The 17035-nt window shown below is 67.8% G+C and carries 9 protein-coding genes and 2 riboswitches; of the genes, 1 reads left to right on the top strand and 8 read right to left on the bottom strand.

Annotated elements, in window-relative coordinates; genetic code table 11:
* Positions 1-14: 14 nt before the first annotated feature.
* Positions 15-1400, bottom strand: a complete 1386-nt coding sequence (locus KOE53_RS06680) for a glycine--tRNA ligase (protein ID WP_188045182.1) — start codon at positions 1398-1400, stop codon at positions 15-17.
* Between the two features lie 134 nt (positions 1401-1534).
* Between KOE53_RS06680 and KOE53_RS06675 the strand changes: the two genes are divergently transcribed.
* Positions 1535-2161 carry a hypothetical protein gene (locus KOE53_RS06675; protein WP_188057857.1) on the top strand — a complete coding sequence of 209 codons (627 nt, stop codon included), beginning with the start codon at positions 1535-1537 and terminating at the stop codon, positions 2159-2161.
* Here the strand turns inward: KOE53_RS06675 and KOE53_RS06670 are convergent.
* The 7 genes from KOE53_RS06670 to KOE53_RS06640 form a co-directional block, all read right to left on the bottom strand.
* On the bottom strand, positions 2148-4304 hold the full coding sequence (locus KOE53_RS06670) for an ATP-dependent Clp protease ATP-binding subunit (RefSeq protein WP_188045180.1): 2157 nt from the start codon (positions 4302-4304) through the stop codon (positions 2148-2150). The genes KOE53_RS06675 and KOE53_RS06670 overlap by 14 nt on opposite strands.
* 90 nt (positions 4305-4394) lie before the next feature.
* Positions 4395-5819, bottom strand: a complete 1425-nt coding sequence (locus KOE53_RS06665; RefSeq protein ID WP_188057856.1) for an L-serine ammonia-lyase — start codon at positions 5817-5819, stop codon at positions 4395-4397.
* Positions 5820-5903: 84 nt separating this feature from the next.
* Entirely contained in the window at positions 5904-6281 is a 378-nt protein-coding gene (gcvH, locus tag KOE53_RS06660; RefSeq protein WP_188045178.1) for a glycine cleavage system protein GcvH, read from the bottom strand.
* Positions 6282-6330: 49 nt separating this feature from the next.
* Positions 6331-7443: a glycine cleavage system aminomethyltransferase GcvT gene (gene gcvT / locus KOE53_RS06655; RefSeq protein ID WP_188057855.1), complete on the bottom strand. Its 1113-nt coding sequence runs from the start codon at positions 7441-7443 to the stop codon at positions 6331-6333.
* Between the two features lie 42 nt (positions 7444-7485).
* Positions 7486-10335: an aminomethyl-transferring glycine dehydrogenase gene (gene gcvP, locus KOE53_RS06650; protein WP_188057854.1), complete on the bottom strand. Its 2850-nt coding sequence runs from the start codon at positions 10333-10335 to the stop codon at positions 7486-7488.
* A 48-nt stretch (positions 10336-10383) separates the two neighbouring features.
* Positions 10384-10483, bottom strand: a riboswitch (glycine riboswitch).
* A gap of 1 nt (position 10484) precedes the next feature.
* Positions 10485-10575, bottom strand: a riboswitch (glycine riboswitch).
* A 24-nt stretch (positions 10576-10599) separates the two neighbouring features.
* The gene (locus tag KOE53_RS06645) at positions 10600-15210 is read right to left on the bottom strand and encodes an FtsK/SpoIIIE domain-containing protein (protein ID WP_188057853.1); all 4611 of its coding nucleotides are present in this window, start codon (positions 15208-15210) and stop codon (positions 10600-10602) included.
* Between the two features lie 190 nt (positions 15211-15400).
* Positions 15401-16942, bottom strand: coding sequence for an amino acid permease (locus KOE53_RS06640; protein ID WP_188057852.1), 1542 nt, complete (start codon positions 16940-16942; stop codon positions 15401-15403).
* Positions 16943-17035 lie beyond the last annotated feature (93 nt).

Genomic DNA, 17035 nt, shown 5'->3' with positions numbered 1-17035 from the left:
GGTAGGCGGGCGGGTTAGGCCCCGCGCAGGCGCTCCGACAGGTATGCGAACAGTTCGGTGCGGGGCACGCGCTCCTGCTGCATGGTGTCGCGGTCGCGCACCGTCACGGCGTTGTCTTCGAGCGAGTCAAAGTCGACCGTGATGCAGTACGGGGTACCGATCTCGTCCTGACGACGGTAGCGGCGGCCGATGGCGCCCGAATCGTCGAAGTCGACGTTCCACTCCTCGCGCAACTCTGCGGCCAGCTCGCGGGCGAGCGGCGACAGCGCGGCGTTCCGGCTGAGAGGCAGCACGGCGGCCTTGACGGGCGCAAGGCGCGGGTCAAGGGCAAGCAGTGTACGGGTGTCGGTGCCGCCCTTGGCGTTCGGCACCTCCTCTTCGCGGTACGCGTCGACGAGGAATGCCATGAGCGAGCGGGTGAGGCCGGCGGCCGGCTCGATGACGTAGGGCGTCCAGCGCTCGTTCTGCGTCTGATCGAAGTACGCCAGGTCCTTGCCCGAGGCCTTCGAGTGCGTCGCGAGGTCGTAGTCGGTGCGGTTCGCGACGCCCTCGAGCTCGCCCCACTCCGAGCCGGTGAACCCGAACTTGTACTCAATGTCGACGGTGCGCTTCGAATAGTGCGACAGCTTCTCGGCCGGGTGCTCGAAGAAGCGCAGGTTGTCCGGGCTGATGCCGAGGTCGGTGTACCAGCGCATGCGCTCGGCCATCCAGTATTCCTGCCACTCTTCATCCGTGCCGGGCTGGACGAAGAACTCCATCTCCATCTGCTCGAACTCGCGGGTGCGGAAGATGAAGTTACCGGGGGTGATTTCGTTGCGGAAGCTCTTGCCGATCTGGCCGATGCCAAACGGGGGCTTCATGCGCGCGGCCTGCAGCACGTTGGCGAAGTTCACGAAGATGCCCTGGGCCGTTTCGGGGCGGAGGTAGTGCATGCCGGCTTCGTCGTCGACGGGGCCGAGGTAGGTCTTGAGCAGACCAGAGAACGCGCGCGGCTCGGTCCACTGACCGCGGGTGCCGCAGTTCACGCAGACGATCTCGGCGAGGCCGCCTTCGGGGGCGCGACCCTTCTTCTCTTCGAACTCCTCGACGAGGTGGTCCTCGCGGTAGCGCTTGTGGCACTGGGTGCACTCGACGAGCGGGTCGGAGAAGACCTCGACGTGGCCCGAGGCCTCCCAGACCTGCTTGGGCAGGATCACACTGGAGTCGATGCCGACGACGTCCTCGCGCCGCTGCACCATCGTGCGCCACCACTGGCGCTTGATGTTCTCCTTGAGCGCGGTGCCGAGGGGACCGTAGTCCCATGCCGAGCGGGATCCGCCGTAAATTTCACCCGCCTGGAAGACAAAGCCGCGGTGGCGGGCGAGGGAAATGACCTTATCGAGGCGGGACTGCTCAGCCATGTTCTTCTTTCTCCAAGGAGCAAGCGGGGATCTTGGGTGTGCGCACACTCAGTCCTTGCGAACCGGGCGCACGCGACCCAGTCTACCGCCCGCCAGTTCTTCGGGCGCGTGATCGCCCCGGATAGGCTTACGGCATGGGGATCTTTCGACGACAGCCGCGCGGGCGGCACGCCGCCGCCGAGGCCGCTGGTTCTGAGCTGGGCGCCGAGGCAGGCTCCGACGTGTCGGTTGATTCCGGCGTGCCCGCTGATTCAGCACTGCCCGCCGATCTCGCAGCAGGATCCGCGCCGAGCGTCGTGGAGCTACCGCCCGAGGCGGCGCTTCGCCCGTCCGGGCTGACCCCTGACGCGGTGGTCGCCACGTTCGCGGCGGACGCCCAGCGATTTGTCGCGACGTTTCCCTACGCCGCCTCGCCCGTTCCCGAGGGTGGGCTCGACTTCACGCGCGCCTCGCTCGTGCACATCGAGGCGCTGCTCGGCGCACTGCACCTCGCCGGCCGGCCGTTGCCCGAGCGCCTGCACCAGAGCGTCGCCGTGTACCTCTTCGAGACGGCTCGCCGTGAGTTCGGCGGGCGCTACCTGCGCTTCGAGGCGCCCGACCCGATCATCTTGCTCATGGGCGAGCCTCGCGCTCACGTGGGCATGTGCGCGATGAGTCGAGTCGCGGGCCGCGTCGAGCGCGGGCCCGACGACTCGATCATCCATTTCTACGCGAGCATCGCCCCCCTCATTGCTGAGGGCGCCGAGGTTACGCTGCGCTGACGCTCAGCCCCTCGCCGTCGTCGGCCACATCGACGCGCACCGATCCGCCGTCGCGCACCTGGCCCGACAGGATCTCGCGGGCGAGCCGGTCGTCGATCTCCTTCTGCATCAGGCGACGCAACGGACGTGCACCGTACGCCGGGTCGTAGCCAGCGTGAGCGAGCCAGGCCCGGGCCGCCGGGGTGACCGCGAGGGTCAGCCGACGCTCGGCGAGCCGATCCTGCAGACGATCGATCGTGAGTTCCACGATCTGCCCGAGGTTGTCCTCGCTCAGCGGGTGGAAGATGACCATCTCGTCGAGCCGGTTGATGAACTCCGGCTTGAACGCGCGGCGCACGGTCTCGCGAACCGCCTCCTCCTTCGCCGCCCAGGGCAGCTCGGGGTCGATGAGGTACTGGCTGCCAAGGTTGGACGTCAGGATGAGGATGGTGTTGCGGAAATCAACCGTCCGCCCCTGACCGTCCGTCAGCCGGCCCTCGTCGAGGACCTGCAGCAGCACGTCGAACACCTCGGGGTGCGCCTTCTCGACCTCGTCGAGCAGCACGACCGAGTACGGCCTGCGCCGCACTGCCTCCGTGAGCTGGCCGCCCTGCTCGTAGCCGACGTACCCGGGAGGGGCGCCGACCAGTCGCGAGACCGAGTGCTTCTCGCCGTACTCAGACATGTCGATGCGCACCATGGCACGCTCGTCGTCAAAGAGGAAGTCGGCGAGCGCCTTCGAGAGTTCCGTCTTGCCGACACCGGTCGGGCCGAGGAACAGGAAGGATCCGGTTGGCCGGTTCGGGTCAGAGATGCCGGCGCGTGTGCGACGCACCGCGTCCGAAACCGCGCGCACCGCCTCTTCCTGGCCAATGAGTCGCTTGCCGAGCTCGTGTTCGAGCGCGAGCAGCTTCTCAGTCTCACCCTGCAGCAGCCGCCCAACCGGAATCCCGGTCCAGGCCGCCACCACTCCGGCGATGTCCTCGTCGGTGACCTGCTCGTTCACCATGCGCGGCTCGTCGCTCTCGGCGGTCTCGTTCGCGGCATGCTCGGCCTCGGCCAGCTGCTTCTCAATCACGGGAATCTCCCCGTAGAGCAGCTTCGAGGCCTGCTCGAGCCGGCCCTCGCGCTGTGCGCGGTCAGCATCGCTGCGCAGTCGATCCAGCTGCTCGCGCAGCTCGCCGACGCGGTTCAGGCCGCCGCGCTCGCGCTCCCAGCGCGCCTCAAGCCCGGCAAGAACGCCCTGCTTTTCGGCAAGATCCTCGCGGAGCTTCGCGAGGCGCTCTTTCGAGGCGTCGTCCTTCTCCTTTTTCAGCGCAAGCTCTTCCAGCTTCAGCCGGTCGACCGCGCGGCGCAACTCGTCGATCTCGACCGGGGCCGAGTCGATCTCCATGCGCAGCCGGCTTGCCGCCTCGTCGATCAGGTCGATCGCCTTGTCCGGCAGCTGGCGCGAGGTGATGTATCGGTTCGACAGCGCGGCCGCGGCGATGAGCGCCGAGTCGGCGATCGTCACCTTGTGGTGCGCCTCGTACCGCTCCTTCAGGCCACGCAGGATCGCGACCGTGTCGGCCACCGAGGGCTCGCCCACAAGGACGGGCTGGAAGCGGCGCTCGAGGGCCGCGTCCTTTTCGATGTACTCGCGGTACTCGTCGAGGGTGGTCGCGCCGATGAGGCGCAGCTCGCCGCGCGCGAGCATGGGCTTGAGCATCTGCGAGGCGGCAACCGACGACTCTCCACCGCCGGCGCCCATCAACGTGTGCAGCTCGTCGATGAAGGTGATGAACTTGCCGTCGGACTCCTTGATCTCAGCGAGGACCGCCTTCATGCGCTCCTCGAACTCGCCGCGGTATTTCGCGCCGGCGATCAGGGCCGAGATGTCGAGCGAGATGAGCTCTTTGTCTTTCAAGGACTCGGCGACGTCGCCCGCAACGATGCGCTGGGCGAGGCCCTCCACGACGGCGGTCTTGCCGACGCCGGGTTCGCCAATGAGAACCGGGTTGTTCTTCGTGCGCCGGGTCAGCACCTGGCTGACGCGACGAATCTCGGCGTCGCGGCCAATAACGGGGTCGAGCGTGCCCGAGCGGGCGACCTCAGTGAGGTTCACGCCGTACTGCTCGAGGGCGCTCTTGGCCTCCTCCTGCGGGGGCTGCATTCCTGGCTGCATCTCGGGACTCCTTTCCTCGGTCAAAACCTGAGTGAACTTGACTCAAGTTTAACAGGAGACTGGATGCGGGGCAAGGAACTCAGGCGATACTCAGCACTCCACCACGTTCACGGCCAGCCCGCCGAGCGACGTCTCCTTGTACTTCGCGAGCATGTCGCGGCCGGTGTCGCGCATCGTCGCAATCACCTGGTCCAGGCTGACGTGGTGCGCCCCGTCCCCCATGAGCGCCATCTTCGCCGCATTGACCGCCTTCGACGCGGCGATCGCGTTGCGCTCAATGCAGGGAATCTGCACGAGCCCGCCGACGGGGTCGCAGGTGAGGCCGAGATTGTGTTCCATCGCGATCTCGGCGGCGTTTTCGACCTGTTCGGGGGTGCCCCCCATGATCTGCGTGAGCCCCGCCGCCGCCATCGACGATGCCGAGCCGACCTCGCCCTGACAGCCGACCTCGGCGCCCGAGATCGACGCCTGCTCCTTGTACAGCACGCCCACGGCGGCAGCGGCGAGCAGGAAGTCGGCGACCACGCGTCGCCTCGCTTCCTCGTCCCAGCCCTCAGATCCCGGGGCGTAGTGCGTCGCATAGAACAGCACGGCCGGGATGATGCCGGCGGCCCCGTTCGTCGGGGCCGTCACCACGCGTCCGCCCGACGCGTTCTCCTCGTTCACGGCGAGCGCGACGAGGTTGATCCATTCCTGCCAGAATCTCGGGTCTCGGTCAGGATCCTGCGCAGTGAGGCGGCGGTGCCAGTCGGGCGCGCGCCGGCGCACGTTCAGCCCGCCGGGCAGCACGCCGGTGCGCGCGAGGGCGGAGTTCTTGCAGGCCTCCATCACGGCGTAGATGTGGGCGAGGCCGGAACGAATCTCCGCCTCATCGCGCGCGACCTGCTCATTCGCGAGCATGACGCCCGCGATCGACAGGCCCGTCGCGCGGGTGTGCGCGAGCAGCTCGGCGGCCGTGACGAACGGATAGGGCTGCTGCGCGAGCGCCGTCTCGAGGCGGTCACGAATGTCGTCCTCGGCCCCCTCGCGCACGACGAATCCACCGCCGACCGAGTAATAGGTCTGCTCGTCGAGCAGCTCGCCGGCCTCATTCAGCGCGCCAAAGCGCATGCCGTTCGTGTGTCGCGGCAGGACGGTCAGCGAGTGCAGCACGATGTCCGCCACGACGAAGGGGACGATCACCTCCGGCACCGCCCCGTCCGCCGAAAGCTCCGCGCCGAGGTTCAGGCGCCCGTTCGATGCAATGCGCTCAAGGGCAGCCGTGACCTCCTCGGGCAGGATCACCTCCGGCCGATACCCCTCAAGCCCGAGGAGAACTGCCGTAAAGGTCCCGTGCCCGTGCCCGGTCGCCGCGAGCGAGCCGTACAGGTCCACCCGCAGCGAGCGCACGCTTCCGCGCACGCCCGCGTGCTCGAGTCGCGCGGCAAAGTGATGCGCCGCACGCATCGGCCCGACGGTGTGCGAGCTCGACGGACCAATGCCGACGGTGAATAGGTCGAACACGCTGACGGCCACGATGCCTCCCGGTGCGATGGGTGCTGCAGGATCCTGCGGGGCGGGGTGCGCTGCCGTCGGTTGCCCCGGCAGCGCTCCCCGGGCTTACAGCTCTGCGTCGTTCGCGCTCGCGTACTCCTCGGCGCTCTGCAGCGGCCCCTCCTCAGTCACGGCGACTTTGAACAGCCAGGCGGCGCCGTACGGGTCGGAATTGATCAGCGCGGGGTCGGCGACGACGGCGTCGTTGACCTCAACGATTTCTCCGGCGACCGGCGAGTAGAGCGCCGAGACCGACTTGGTCGATTCGACCTCGCCGCACTCCTGGCCGACGGTCACGACGCTGCCGACATCGGGCAGGTCGACGTAGACGATGTCGCCGAGGGCATCGGCGGCCACCTCGCTGATGCCGATGGTGGCGGGGCTTTCACCCAGCACCCATTCGTGCTCGACGGAGTAGCGGCGGCCGGACTGTACTTTGCTCATGGTGTTCTTTCCTTCGGTGTTTCGGTGACGTGTGATGGGTCGGGGGGCGCTATGCGCCGCGCGTGTAGAACGGCAGGGCGACGACCTCGAAGGGCTCGTCGGTGCCGCGGAGGTCGACGTCGACGCGCGTGCCCACTGCGGAGTGCTCGGGCGCGACGTAGGCGAGGGCGATCGGGTAGCCGAGCGTCGGGCTGGGCTGTCCGCTGGTGACGTGCCCGACATTCTCGCCCGCCACCCGTACGGCATAGCCGCCGCGGCCGGCCCGGCGACCCGTGCCCCGCAACCCGACCAGCACCCGCTCGGGGGCGGCCTCTCGAAGCGGCTCAAGGTGAGCGCGCCCGACAAACTGCTCGTCCTTCTTGAACGAGACGACAGGTCCGAGGCCCGCGGCGAACGGCGTCACCTCGCGGCTCAGCTCGTTGCCGTAGAGGGGCATGCCTGCCTCGAGGCGCAGGGAGTCCCGTGAGGCGAGGCCGGCCGGGATAAGCCCGTGCGGCGCGCCAGCCTCGAGCAGCGCCCGCCAGAGCGCCGGCGCGAGGTCGTTGCGCACATAGAGCTCGAAGCCGTCCTCGCCGGTGTAGCCGGTGCGGGCGAGCAGCACCTCGATGCCGGCGACGGTCGCCGGGGACGCCGCGTAGTACCGCATCTCGCTCACGAGCTCGCGCTGCGACTCGGGCACGAGGCGGTGCAGGATCGCCACCGAGTTCGGGCCCTGCACCGCCACGAGGCTCGTCTGGTTCGACTCATCCACCACGGCGACGTCGAACCCGGCCGCGCGCTCGGCAAAGGCCGCGGCAACGACCGCGGCGTTGCCTGCGTTCGGGACGACGAGGTACTCCTGCTCGGCGAGCCGGTAGCTGATGAGGTCGTCGATGATCCCGCCGTCCTCGGCACAGATCAGCGAGTACTTGGCCCGGCCCACCTGCACCGCCGCGAGGTTGCCGACGAGTGCGGTATTCATGAAGGTGGCGGCATCCGGGCCACTCACCCGAATCTCGCCCATGTGCGAGAGGTCAAACAGCCCGGCGCTCGCGCGCACGGCCCGGTGCTCGGTCAGTTCGGAGCCGTACTTGAGCGGCATGTCCCAGCCGCCAAAGTCGGTAAAACTCGCGCCCAACTGCTCGTGTTCGGCGTGCAGCGCGGTGTGTTTCGGGGTACTCATCGGTGAAAACCTCTCGGAAGATGTGGGGGCGGCTCGGTCGTCTTAGCTCTCGAACACTTCGGGCGGCGGGCACGCGCACACGAGGTTGCGGTCGCCGAACGCGCCGTCGATGCGGCCCACCGGCGGGAAGTACTTGTCGACGCGCAGCCGCGCGACCGGGTACGCCGCCTGCTCGCGCGAGTAGTCCCGGCTCCAGCCGTTGTCGATCACGACGTCCGCCGTGTGCGGCGCTCCGCGCAGCGGCGACTGCTCGACGCCCAGGCGCCCCGCGATCACGTCATCGATCTCGCCGCGAATGGCGATCATGGCCTCGATGAAACGCTCGATCTCGACGAGGTCTTCCGACTCGGTGGGCTCCACCATGAGCGTGCCCGCGACCGGGAAGGCGAGCGTCGGCGCGTGGAACCCGAAGTCAATCAGGCGCTTCGCGACGTCCTCGGCGGTGACCCCCGACCGCGCGGTGAGGTCGCGCAGGTCGAGGATGCACTCGTGGGCAACGAGCCCGCTGTCGCCCGTGAAGAGCACGGGGAAGTGCTGGGTGAGGCGCGAGGCGATGTAGTTCGCGCTCAGCAGCGCGGTCTTCGTCGCCCGGGTCAGCCCCTCAGCACCCATCATCGCGATGTAGGCGTACGAGACGGGCAGCACGCCGGCCGAGCCGAACAGTGTTGCGACGACGGGCACGCCCCCGCTCACCGTGTAGGTGCCGGTCGGGTCGTTCGGGACGTAGGGCAGCAGGTGCTCGGCGACGCCGATGGGCCCGACGCCGGGCCCGCCACCGCCGTGCGGGATCGCGAAGGTCTTGTGGAGGTTCAGGTGCGACACGTCGCCGCCAAACTTGCCGGGCTGGGCGATCCCGACGAGCGCGTTCATGTTCGCGCCGTCGATGTAGACCTGGCCGCCGGCCTCGTGCACCATCTCACACACCGCGCGCACATCGGAGTCGTAGACGCCGTAGGTGGACGGGTAGGTGATCATGATCGCGGAGAGCTCGTGGCGGTGCGCCTCCACCTTCGCCGTCAGGTCGGCCAGGTCGATCGCGCCCGCCTCGGTGTTCTTCACCACGACGACGCGCATGCCGGCGAGCACGGCCGAGGCCGCGTTCGTGCCGTGGGCCGAGGCGGGGATGAGGCAGACCGTGCGCTCGGGCTCGCCCTGCGCCTCGTGGTAGTTCCGGATCGCGTTCAGGCCCGCGTACTCGCCCTGCGCGCCAGAGTTCGGCTGCAAGGAGACGCCCGCGTAGCCGGTAATCTCGATCAGGCGGCGCTCGAGGTCGGCGATGAGCGCGCGCCAGCCCCGGCTCTGATCCTCGGGAACGTAGGGGTGAATCCCGGCGAACTCGGGCCACGAGATGGCCTCCATCTCGGCGGTCGAGTTGAGCTTCATCGTGCACGAGCCGAGCGGAATCATGGTGCGATCGAGCGCGAGGTCGCGGTCAGCGAGGCGGCGCAGGTAGCGCAGCATCTGGGTCTCGGAGCGGACCGTGTGGAAGATCGGGTGAGTGAGATAGTCGCTCGAACGGGTGAGCGCGGCGGCAAAGCCGTAGTCACCCGGGGCCGCCTCGACCGAGACGTCCGCTCCGAACGCCGCCGCGACAGCGCGGATGTGGGCGCTCGTCGTGGTCTCGTCGGTCGAGACGCCGACCGTATCGGCGTCGATGCGCCGGAGGTTGATGCCCGCGGCGAGCGCGGTCGCGATGACGTCGTCGGCCCGGCCCGGCACGCTGGCGACGACGGTGTCGAAGAACGACTCGGACGCGAGCGGGACGCCGGCGGTGGAGAGCGCCGCGGCGAGGGTGCGGGCGTGCGCGTGCGTGCGCTCCGCGATCGCCTTGAGCCCCGCAGGGCCGTGGTAGACGGCGTACATGGAGGCGGTGATGGCGAGCAGCGCCTGCGCGGTGCAGATGTTGCTCGTGGCCTTCTCTCGCCGGATGTGCTGCTCGCGGGTCTGCAGCGCGAGGCGGTAGGCGGGACGCCCCGACGAGTCCTTTGAGACCCCGACGAGCCGGCCGGGCAGCGCCCGCTCGAGCCCCTCGCGCACGGAGAGGTACGCCGCGTGCGGACCGCCGAAGAACAGTGGGACGCCGAAGCGCTGCGTGCTCCCCACGGCGACGTCAGCGCCCTGCTCGCCCGGCGGGACGATGAGGGTGAGCGAGAGCAGGTCGGCGACGACCGTAATCATCGCGCCGCGCGCCTTGGCCGCGGCAATGACGCCCGAGTGATCGACGACCGCGCCGTGGTTTCCCGGCTGCTGCAGCACGATGCCGAAGATCTCGCCGTCCGGCAGCCCCTCCGACAGGTCTGCGATCTCGACCTCGAAGTCGAGCCCCGCGGCGCGGCCCAGGATCACGGCGATGGTCTGCGGGAAAAGGTACTGGTCGAGCACGACCTTCGCTGTTGCCCCGGCTCGGCTGGCCCGGCGCATCAGCAGCACGGCCTCGGCCGCAGCCGACGACTCATCGAGCATCGAGGCGTTCGCGAGGGGTAGCCCGGTGAGGTCTGCCACCATCGTCTGGAAGTTCAGCAGCGCCTCAAGCCGGCCCTGCGAGATCTCGGGCTGGTAGGGCGTGTACGCCGTGTACCAGGCGGGGGCTTCGAGCACGTTGCGGCGGATCACCGGCGGCGTGTGGGTGCCGGAGAACCCCTGCCCGATCATCTGCGTGTGCACGACGTTCTGCGAGGCGAGCTCTCGCAGATCAGACAGGATCTCCTCTTCCGAGCGCGCCGGCGGCAGGTCAAGGGGCTCGGTCATCCGGATGCTCTGCGGCACCGCAGAGTCAACCAGTGCGTCGAGGTCGGAGAGGCCCAACTGCTCGAGCATGACGGCGATATCGGCGGGCGAGGTCACGCCGATGTGGCGGTCGGTGAAGTCACGTACTGCGGGGGTGATGCTCAAGAGGATCTCCGTCGAAACAACGTGCGGGCGCACGAATGGGCGTGGGATCCTCCCCGCTCTGTGATGGGACCTGAGAGATTCGGGTGGCCGAACGAGTCGGGCACCGTTGCACCGTCGGTGAGCGCGAACGCGCTGCTTTCCAGAGTTGCCATGCTGTGGCGGTACGGGTGCCTGAGAGATTCCCGGGGAGGGTTTGCTCCTACGGCGTCAGGAGAACCTGAACTCTCCCGCCACAGCTTGATAGCCAATATTCACAAGTGAGGCTCACTCTAGCATCGGGGGTGACTGTGCGGGGAGCGCGACGTGAACCCCGCCAAGCTTCCCGCCTTCCACGAGGAATCCGCGGCCGGGCGGGAAGTTCGCTCGGCGCGCGTGAGTGAACGGCGTGGTGAACACGCTCGGCGCATCGTTCGCGTCGGGCTGCAGCGCGAGGGCCCAGCGGGCGCCCCGCAGCGGGCTTGCGAGTTCCCATACCGTCCCCATCGTCGCGTTCTCGCCCTCGACAATCACGGTCACGTCGCTGCGCCGCAGGAGCTTGAGTAGCCCGGCGAGCGCGCGCTCGTTGCCGCTGCCGTCAAACCCACCAATGTCTTCCACCACGACCACGCCGCGATGCCCGACAGCGGGGAACACCGCGGCCGCGGCGGGCTCGGCTGCGACCGGCGCTTCCACCGGAGAGACTGTGCCGATGAGTGGCAGCAGTGCCAGGCCAACCGGTGCCGGCGCGCTCCCGCCCAGGGCGCGGGTAAGGCGTTCAATGACGGCCTCGCGCGCGTCAGGGGTGTCGGCGGTTTCCTGCCAGAGCGGAAGTTCTCGCAGCGTCGACCGGTCAGGTGAGATGAGGATCGCGTCGAGCGTCTGGCCGCCCATGCGAGCCTGCTCCTCGAAGGCCTCCAGGAGGGACTGGATCGCGGTCGTGCGACCAGAGCCTGCCGGCCCGGTCACCAGCAGGAACCCGCTCTCGGGTGCGGGGACGGGCTCGAGCTGTACGGTGTCGATTGCAAACGGCGCAGTCTCCTGCTCGTCGACGCGCAGTTCGCTTCGCTGGATCGACTGCGGGATGCGGGGCACCGGCGCGGGTGCGAGCCCGTCGATCGCCCGCTGCTGCTCGGCGAGTTCTGCAAGAGCGGCGTCGGTGTCGGCGGGGTCATTGCTGGCCCCGGGCACGGCGAGCTGGATCTCGTCCTCCGCACCGATGCGCACGGCCCGCCCTGCCGGGGCGCCCTCAAACATTCCCGCCGAGACGCCAAGCATCTGATAATCGGTGTCTGCTGCAAGGCGAAGCACGAGGCGTTCCGGGATGCTCGAGGCAAGTGAGGCCGGGAACCCGTTCGCGCGCTCCGACGTGAACACGACGTGCACGCCAGCCCCGCGCCCCGCTCGGGTGATCTCAACCAGGTCCGCAAACGGATCGGCGCCGCCGCCGAGATGTTCGTACGCGTCGCGGAACGCGGAGAACCCGTCGATCAACAGCAGCACTGGCGGAGTCGCCTGCTGGACGGTCGAGCGTTGTGTGACGAGGGTTTTGAGCATGCCCAGCAGTCGGACGACCCGATCCTGCTCGTCGGCCTGGATGATGTCGCCGGTGTTGGGCAGTTGCGCGAGCACGCCCAGCCGGCCACCGCTCGCGTCAATGCCATAAATATGGGTCGTCGGGTCGGCGGCGATCGTCGCGGCCGCGATGGTGAGTAGCGCGGTGGTCTTTCCGCTTCCGCCGCCGCCGTAGATTACGACGTTGCCTGCCTCGCCCAGCTCGCAGACGTAGGGCGATTGCCGCTGCAGATGAGGTTCATCGATCAGGCCTGCGACCACACTGAACGTGCCAGCCTGCCCCCGCGCGGGGCGGTCTGTTCGCGCATGGCGCGATGGGAGCGCGGAAAGCGAAATCGACTCTGGGAGTTGATCAACCCAGGGCTTGCGGGGTGCGGAAACCCGCGCACCCATCGCGGCCTGTTGAATGTTGGCGGTCAAGACTTCAATGTCACGCGGACCCTTTTTCGCGCTTCGCCGTTGGCTGCGCACCTCCGGTTGCATTGCCCAGGGCGCCTGCTCACCAAACCCCAGCGTGCGCACCTCGACCGGTTCCTGATGCTGCGCCTCGGAACGGCCCCCGAGATACCCGGTCTGGAAGTGGGTGAGCCTGCCGGCACCGATCTTGACCGCGGCACGGCCCGGGGTGTCGGGCGCGAACTCGGCAGCATCCGTCACCCCCAGCACGTCACTGCTGTCGGACGGGTCGGCCATGCGCAACCCGATACGCAGGTTTGTGTTCGCGCGCAGGTTGTCCTTGATGACGCCGGCCGGTCGCTGCGTCGCCATCACGAGGTGCAGGCCGAGCGAGCGGCCCCGCTGCGCGACATCGATCACCCCGTCGACGAACTCGGGAATCTCGCTCACCAGCGCCGCGAACTCGTCGATCACTATGACGAGCGTCGGCGGGGCCTCCGGGTCTGAGCGACGCTCGAGCGCGATCAAATCTTTCGCGCCCTTCTCCGCCAAAAGCTCTTCCCGGTATCGCAGCTCCGCCCGCAACGAGGTGAGGGCACGGCGCACGAGGCGCGTATTGAGGTCGGTGACGAGGCCGACCGTGTGCGGCAGGGTCGTGCACTCCGCAAACGCGGCACCGCCCTTGTAATCGACCAGCAGAAACGTGAGCCGGTCGGGCGAGTACTGTGCCGCCAGCGACAGGATCCAGGTCTGTAGAAACTCTGACTTGCCCGAACCGGTCGTGCCGCCCACGAGCGCGTGGGGGCCGTGCACCCGCAGATCGATTGCGACGGTGCCGGCGCCGCCCTGCCCGATGACCGCGGCGAGCTGGCCGGGCTCGCGCTCCCGGCCCGGCTCCCACCCCGCGACGAGGCTGTCCGTAGTGCGCCAGTTCGAGCGCACCGCGTCGCTCGCGCCCATCACGTCGCTTTTGAGGAGCTGCCCGAGTGTGACGGAGCGGGGGAAGTCGCTCTCGTCGAGCACCCGTGCACCCGTATCGACCAGCGGTGCGATCGCTCTGCCAAACGTTTCAGCGACCGGAGTGTCCACCGAGTCGAGCTGGCTCAACATCACCGTTTCGCCCTGCCGCACAAAGTGGACCCGCCACGTGTTGTCGTATACCTCGACCGTGGTGCGGCAGGCCGCAGGCACCGCGCCCAAGTGTTCCGCCACCCAAATGAGGTGCACGCCGACATCGGCGCCATCTTCCGCAAGCCCCACCAGTCGGGATCGCTCGACCTGCGTATCGGCCAGCACCAGGACGACCACGGCCGGAGTCGGCGCAGGCGCCGACACCGCAGCGAGCCGCTCCCTGCTATCGGACGCGCTGTCGTCGATGCGGGAACGGACGGTCGTGCCCTTCGCTGATTCGGCCCGGGTCGCGATCAACCCTTCAAGCGCGGTGAGCAGCACGGCCGAACTGCGCTCATCATCGGCAAGGTGCGACACGCCCAGCGGACTGTAGACAGAGTCGGCGTGGGGCAGCCATTTCAGCCACGACCACTGGCTCTGCGCCTGGCGTCCGTCGGCAAACGCCGTGAACACGAGATCGGCAGGCGAATGCAGGGCGAGCAGCTGCACCAGCAGCGACCTCGCCACCGATTCCGACCATAGCCGGGGGCCTGCGACGCCCAGCGAGCCGCACCGGTCGAGCCGTTCGAGCACCGGAACGTCATCGATCGTGGCGAACTGATCCTGCAACGCGGTCAGCCGCTTCCACGTGTCTGCCGGGATCTTGCCGCGGGCAGGCATCTCGATCTCTGTGCGGCTCGGCAACGTCGCCTTGCCCAACCGCAGTTCCAGAAACGCTCGATGCTCAGGCCGGCGAGTCCAGAGCAGCCCATTGGGCTGCGACGGTAGCGCCAACAAATCGATGGGCGACACGCTTTCGAGAGTGCGTGCCTGCTGCTCGAGTGCGCGAGCCGCAGTGAGCTCGTCCGTCGCCAGTTGCAACCCCTCGTCGAACTCTGCCTGCTTCTGTCGGAACGTGCGCTTGCGGGTCAGCCGGTTGTCGAACCAGGTGCCGAGCATGATGATCGGCGACAACGCGATGAAGATCAGGCTCAGCGGCGACTTCGTCACCGCGAACAGCACCGCACCCATGACGAGCGGGGCGAGCATCGCGATCAACGGGAACCGGACAGGCTCGGCCGGGTCAGGCGGCGCGGGAAGCGAAATCGGTTCCGGCGTGTACACCGGGTCGACCCGCGGCGACTGCAAATGCGCGACGAACGCGTCCAGATCTGGTTCAGCCCCTGCCGGCGGCCCGATGTCGATGCGCACCTGCACCTCGCCCAACAACACCATGCTGCTTCGCTTCACCTGCAGCCGGGTGACCTGCTGCTGACTCCCATCCACCGGATTCAGCAGGAAGCTGCTGTTGGCAGACCCCAGGTCTTCAAACGTCAGCGTCCCGTGCTCTGCACGCAGCACCGCGTGACGCCTCGACACACTCGGGTCATGTAGTTCAATCCGGTTCGCCCGGTCGCGACCGATGAAGCTCTCGCCCTGCACGACGTTGAATGCCACCCCGGCTTGTTCACCCGTCAGGACCGTCACCGTGGCAACTGCCATTTTTGTCCGCCGACCCTCGCCCGCATTCGACTCGAGTACTGGCTCGACCAGGCTGCCGGACTGGATCCCCGATTTTCCGAGGGGATCGCCCGCGTCCAGGATCAGGCCGGCCCGGCCCGGAAACGCCACACGAAGGGTGAACGGAGCGTGCCGATGCAGCGCAAGGTGCAGCAGGCGTGGATCGCCGGCGCCCGCCCGCACCAGGGCACGCGCGACCTCGCCGACGGTCGCGGTGACGTCTACGGTCAGCGTGACATCAGCACTCTGCTGGCGAGATGTCGCCGGGTACTCGGCCAGGGATACGCGAAGCTTCATCTGGATCTGCTCTCGGGAGGGGCCACGGAGCGAACCCTGGAACACCCCGCCCAGATTGCTCGCTGTCCGAGATCATTCCACGGTACGTCTGCGAGAGAAATGCCTTCGAAAAATTGCCGCCCTGGAGGCAGCAAAAAGCGGCCGGATCAGGGATTGATCCGGCCGCTCTCTGTGGATAACTTCCTGCGACTTAGTCCTTGCCGTCGAGCGCGAGCAGCTCGTCCTCGACCTCGCCGCCGTAGCCCTCGGCCTGCGGATCGCGGTGCACGCCGCCCGAGATCGCGTACTCCTCTTCCGGAGACAAGATCAGGCGGTGGCGAGTGTAGAGCCAGAAGACCAGCAAGAAGACGATGTAGACGACGACAATTGCCACAATCGCCGGGCGGAATGCCTCATTGAGGAGGAACCCGAGGAAAATTAGCGCCGAGATACCCGCGGCCGCGACCGCCCCCGGAACGCCCCACGGGCTCTTGTACGGGCGATCCACGTTGGGGAACTTCTTGCGCAGAATGATGAACGACAGCATCTGCATGAAGTACGCGAGCACGGCGCCCCACACGGCAATGTTCAGCACGATCGCGCCGGCGACGCCGCCTGCACCACCCGCGGAGTCAACGACGACGAGGGCGACAAAGCCGATCAACGCACCGGCGATCAGCGCAATCCAAGGGGTCTGGCGCTTGCCCGTGAGCGAGAGGAACTTCGGGTAGTACCCGGCGCGAGACAGCGAGTACAGGTTGCGCCCGTAGGCGAACATGATGCCCTGCAGCGAGGCGAGCAGACCGAACAGGGCGAAGAGCGCCAGCACACCGGCCACCCAAGCGAGGTCGTCGCCGAGAATCGCGCGGAATCCATCGAGCAGCGGCTCGCCAGCCACGCCGGTGTCTTCCGCGCCGAGCACGGCCGTGTTCAGGACGAGCACGAGCATGCCCGTGAAGATCAGCGTTCCGCGAGCCCACAGGCCGGCGCGGGGGATGTCACGGACGGGGTTATGCGACTCCTCCGCCGCGAGCGGCAGTTCCTCGATGCCCAAGAACAGCCACATGGCGAACGGCAGGGCGAACAGGATCGGCAGGACGCCGTGCGGCAGGAACGCCGTCTGGCCGGCATCAGGTTCGATGTTGAAGAGGCTGCCCCAGTCGGCGGTACCGCTGCCGAGCGCCATGATGCCGAACAGCACGAGCACGCCGATCGAGACGAAGGAGACGATGATGGCAAACTTCAGCGAGATCGCAGCGCCGGCGGTGTTCAGCCCGACGAACGCGACGTAGAGGATGACCCACCAAATCCAGGCCGGCAGCGAGAAGCCCATCAGGCTTTCCGTCACGCCGTTTGCGTACCCTGCCGAGAAGTAGACGATCACTGCGGTCGTCGCGACGTACTCGATGGACTCCGCAAGCCCGGTGACGAAGCCGCCCCAGGGGCCCATCGCGGCCCGCCCGAAGGAGTAGGCGCCGCCGGTGTGCGGCATGGCCGCGGCCATCTCGCCGATGGAGAAGATGAGGCCGTAGTACATGACGACCAGGATCGCGAAGGCGATGAGCATGCCGCCGAAGCCGGCTGCTTCGATGCCGAAGTTCCAGCCCGAGAAGTTACCCGAGATCACTGCGCCGACAGCGAGGCCCCACAGCCCCCATACGCCGGCAGATCGCTTGAGCTTTCGTTTTTCGAAGTATCCCGACTCGGCAGTGGTGTACGTCACTCCCGAGACTTTCAGGGTGTCTTTGGCCATTGCGGCCCCTTTCACGTCGTTGTGATTTTCCGGTTTCCTGCGTACGCGTCGCTGCAAGCACACAGGGAATGCTCATGTATTTTTCGACTATAT

Source organism: Leucobacter sp. CX87, from assembly GCF_018682295.1.
GTDB lineage: Bacteria > Actinomycetota > Actinomycetes > Actinomycetales > Microbacteriaceae > Cx-87.
This window is presented reverse-complemented; position numbering and strand designations above follow the sequence as displayed.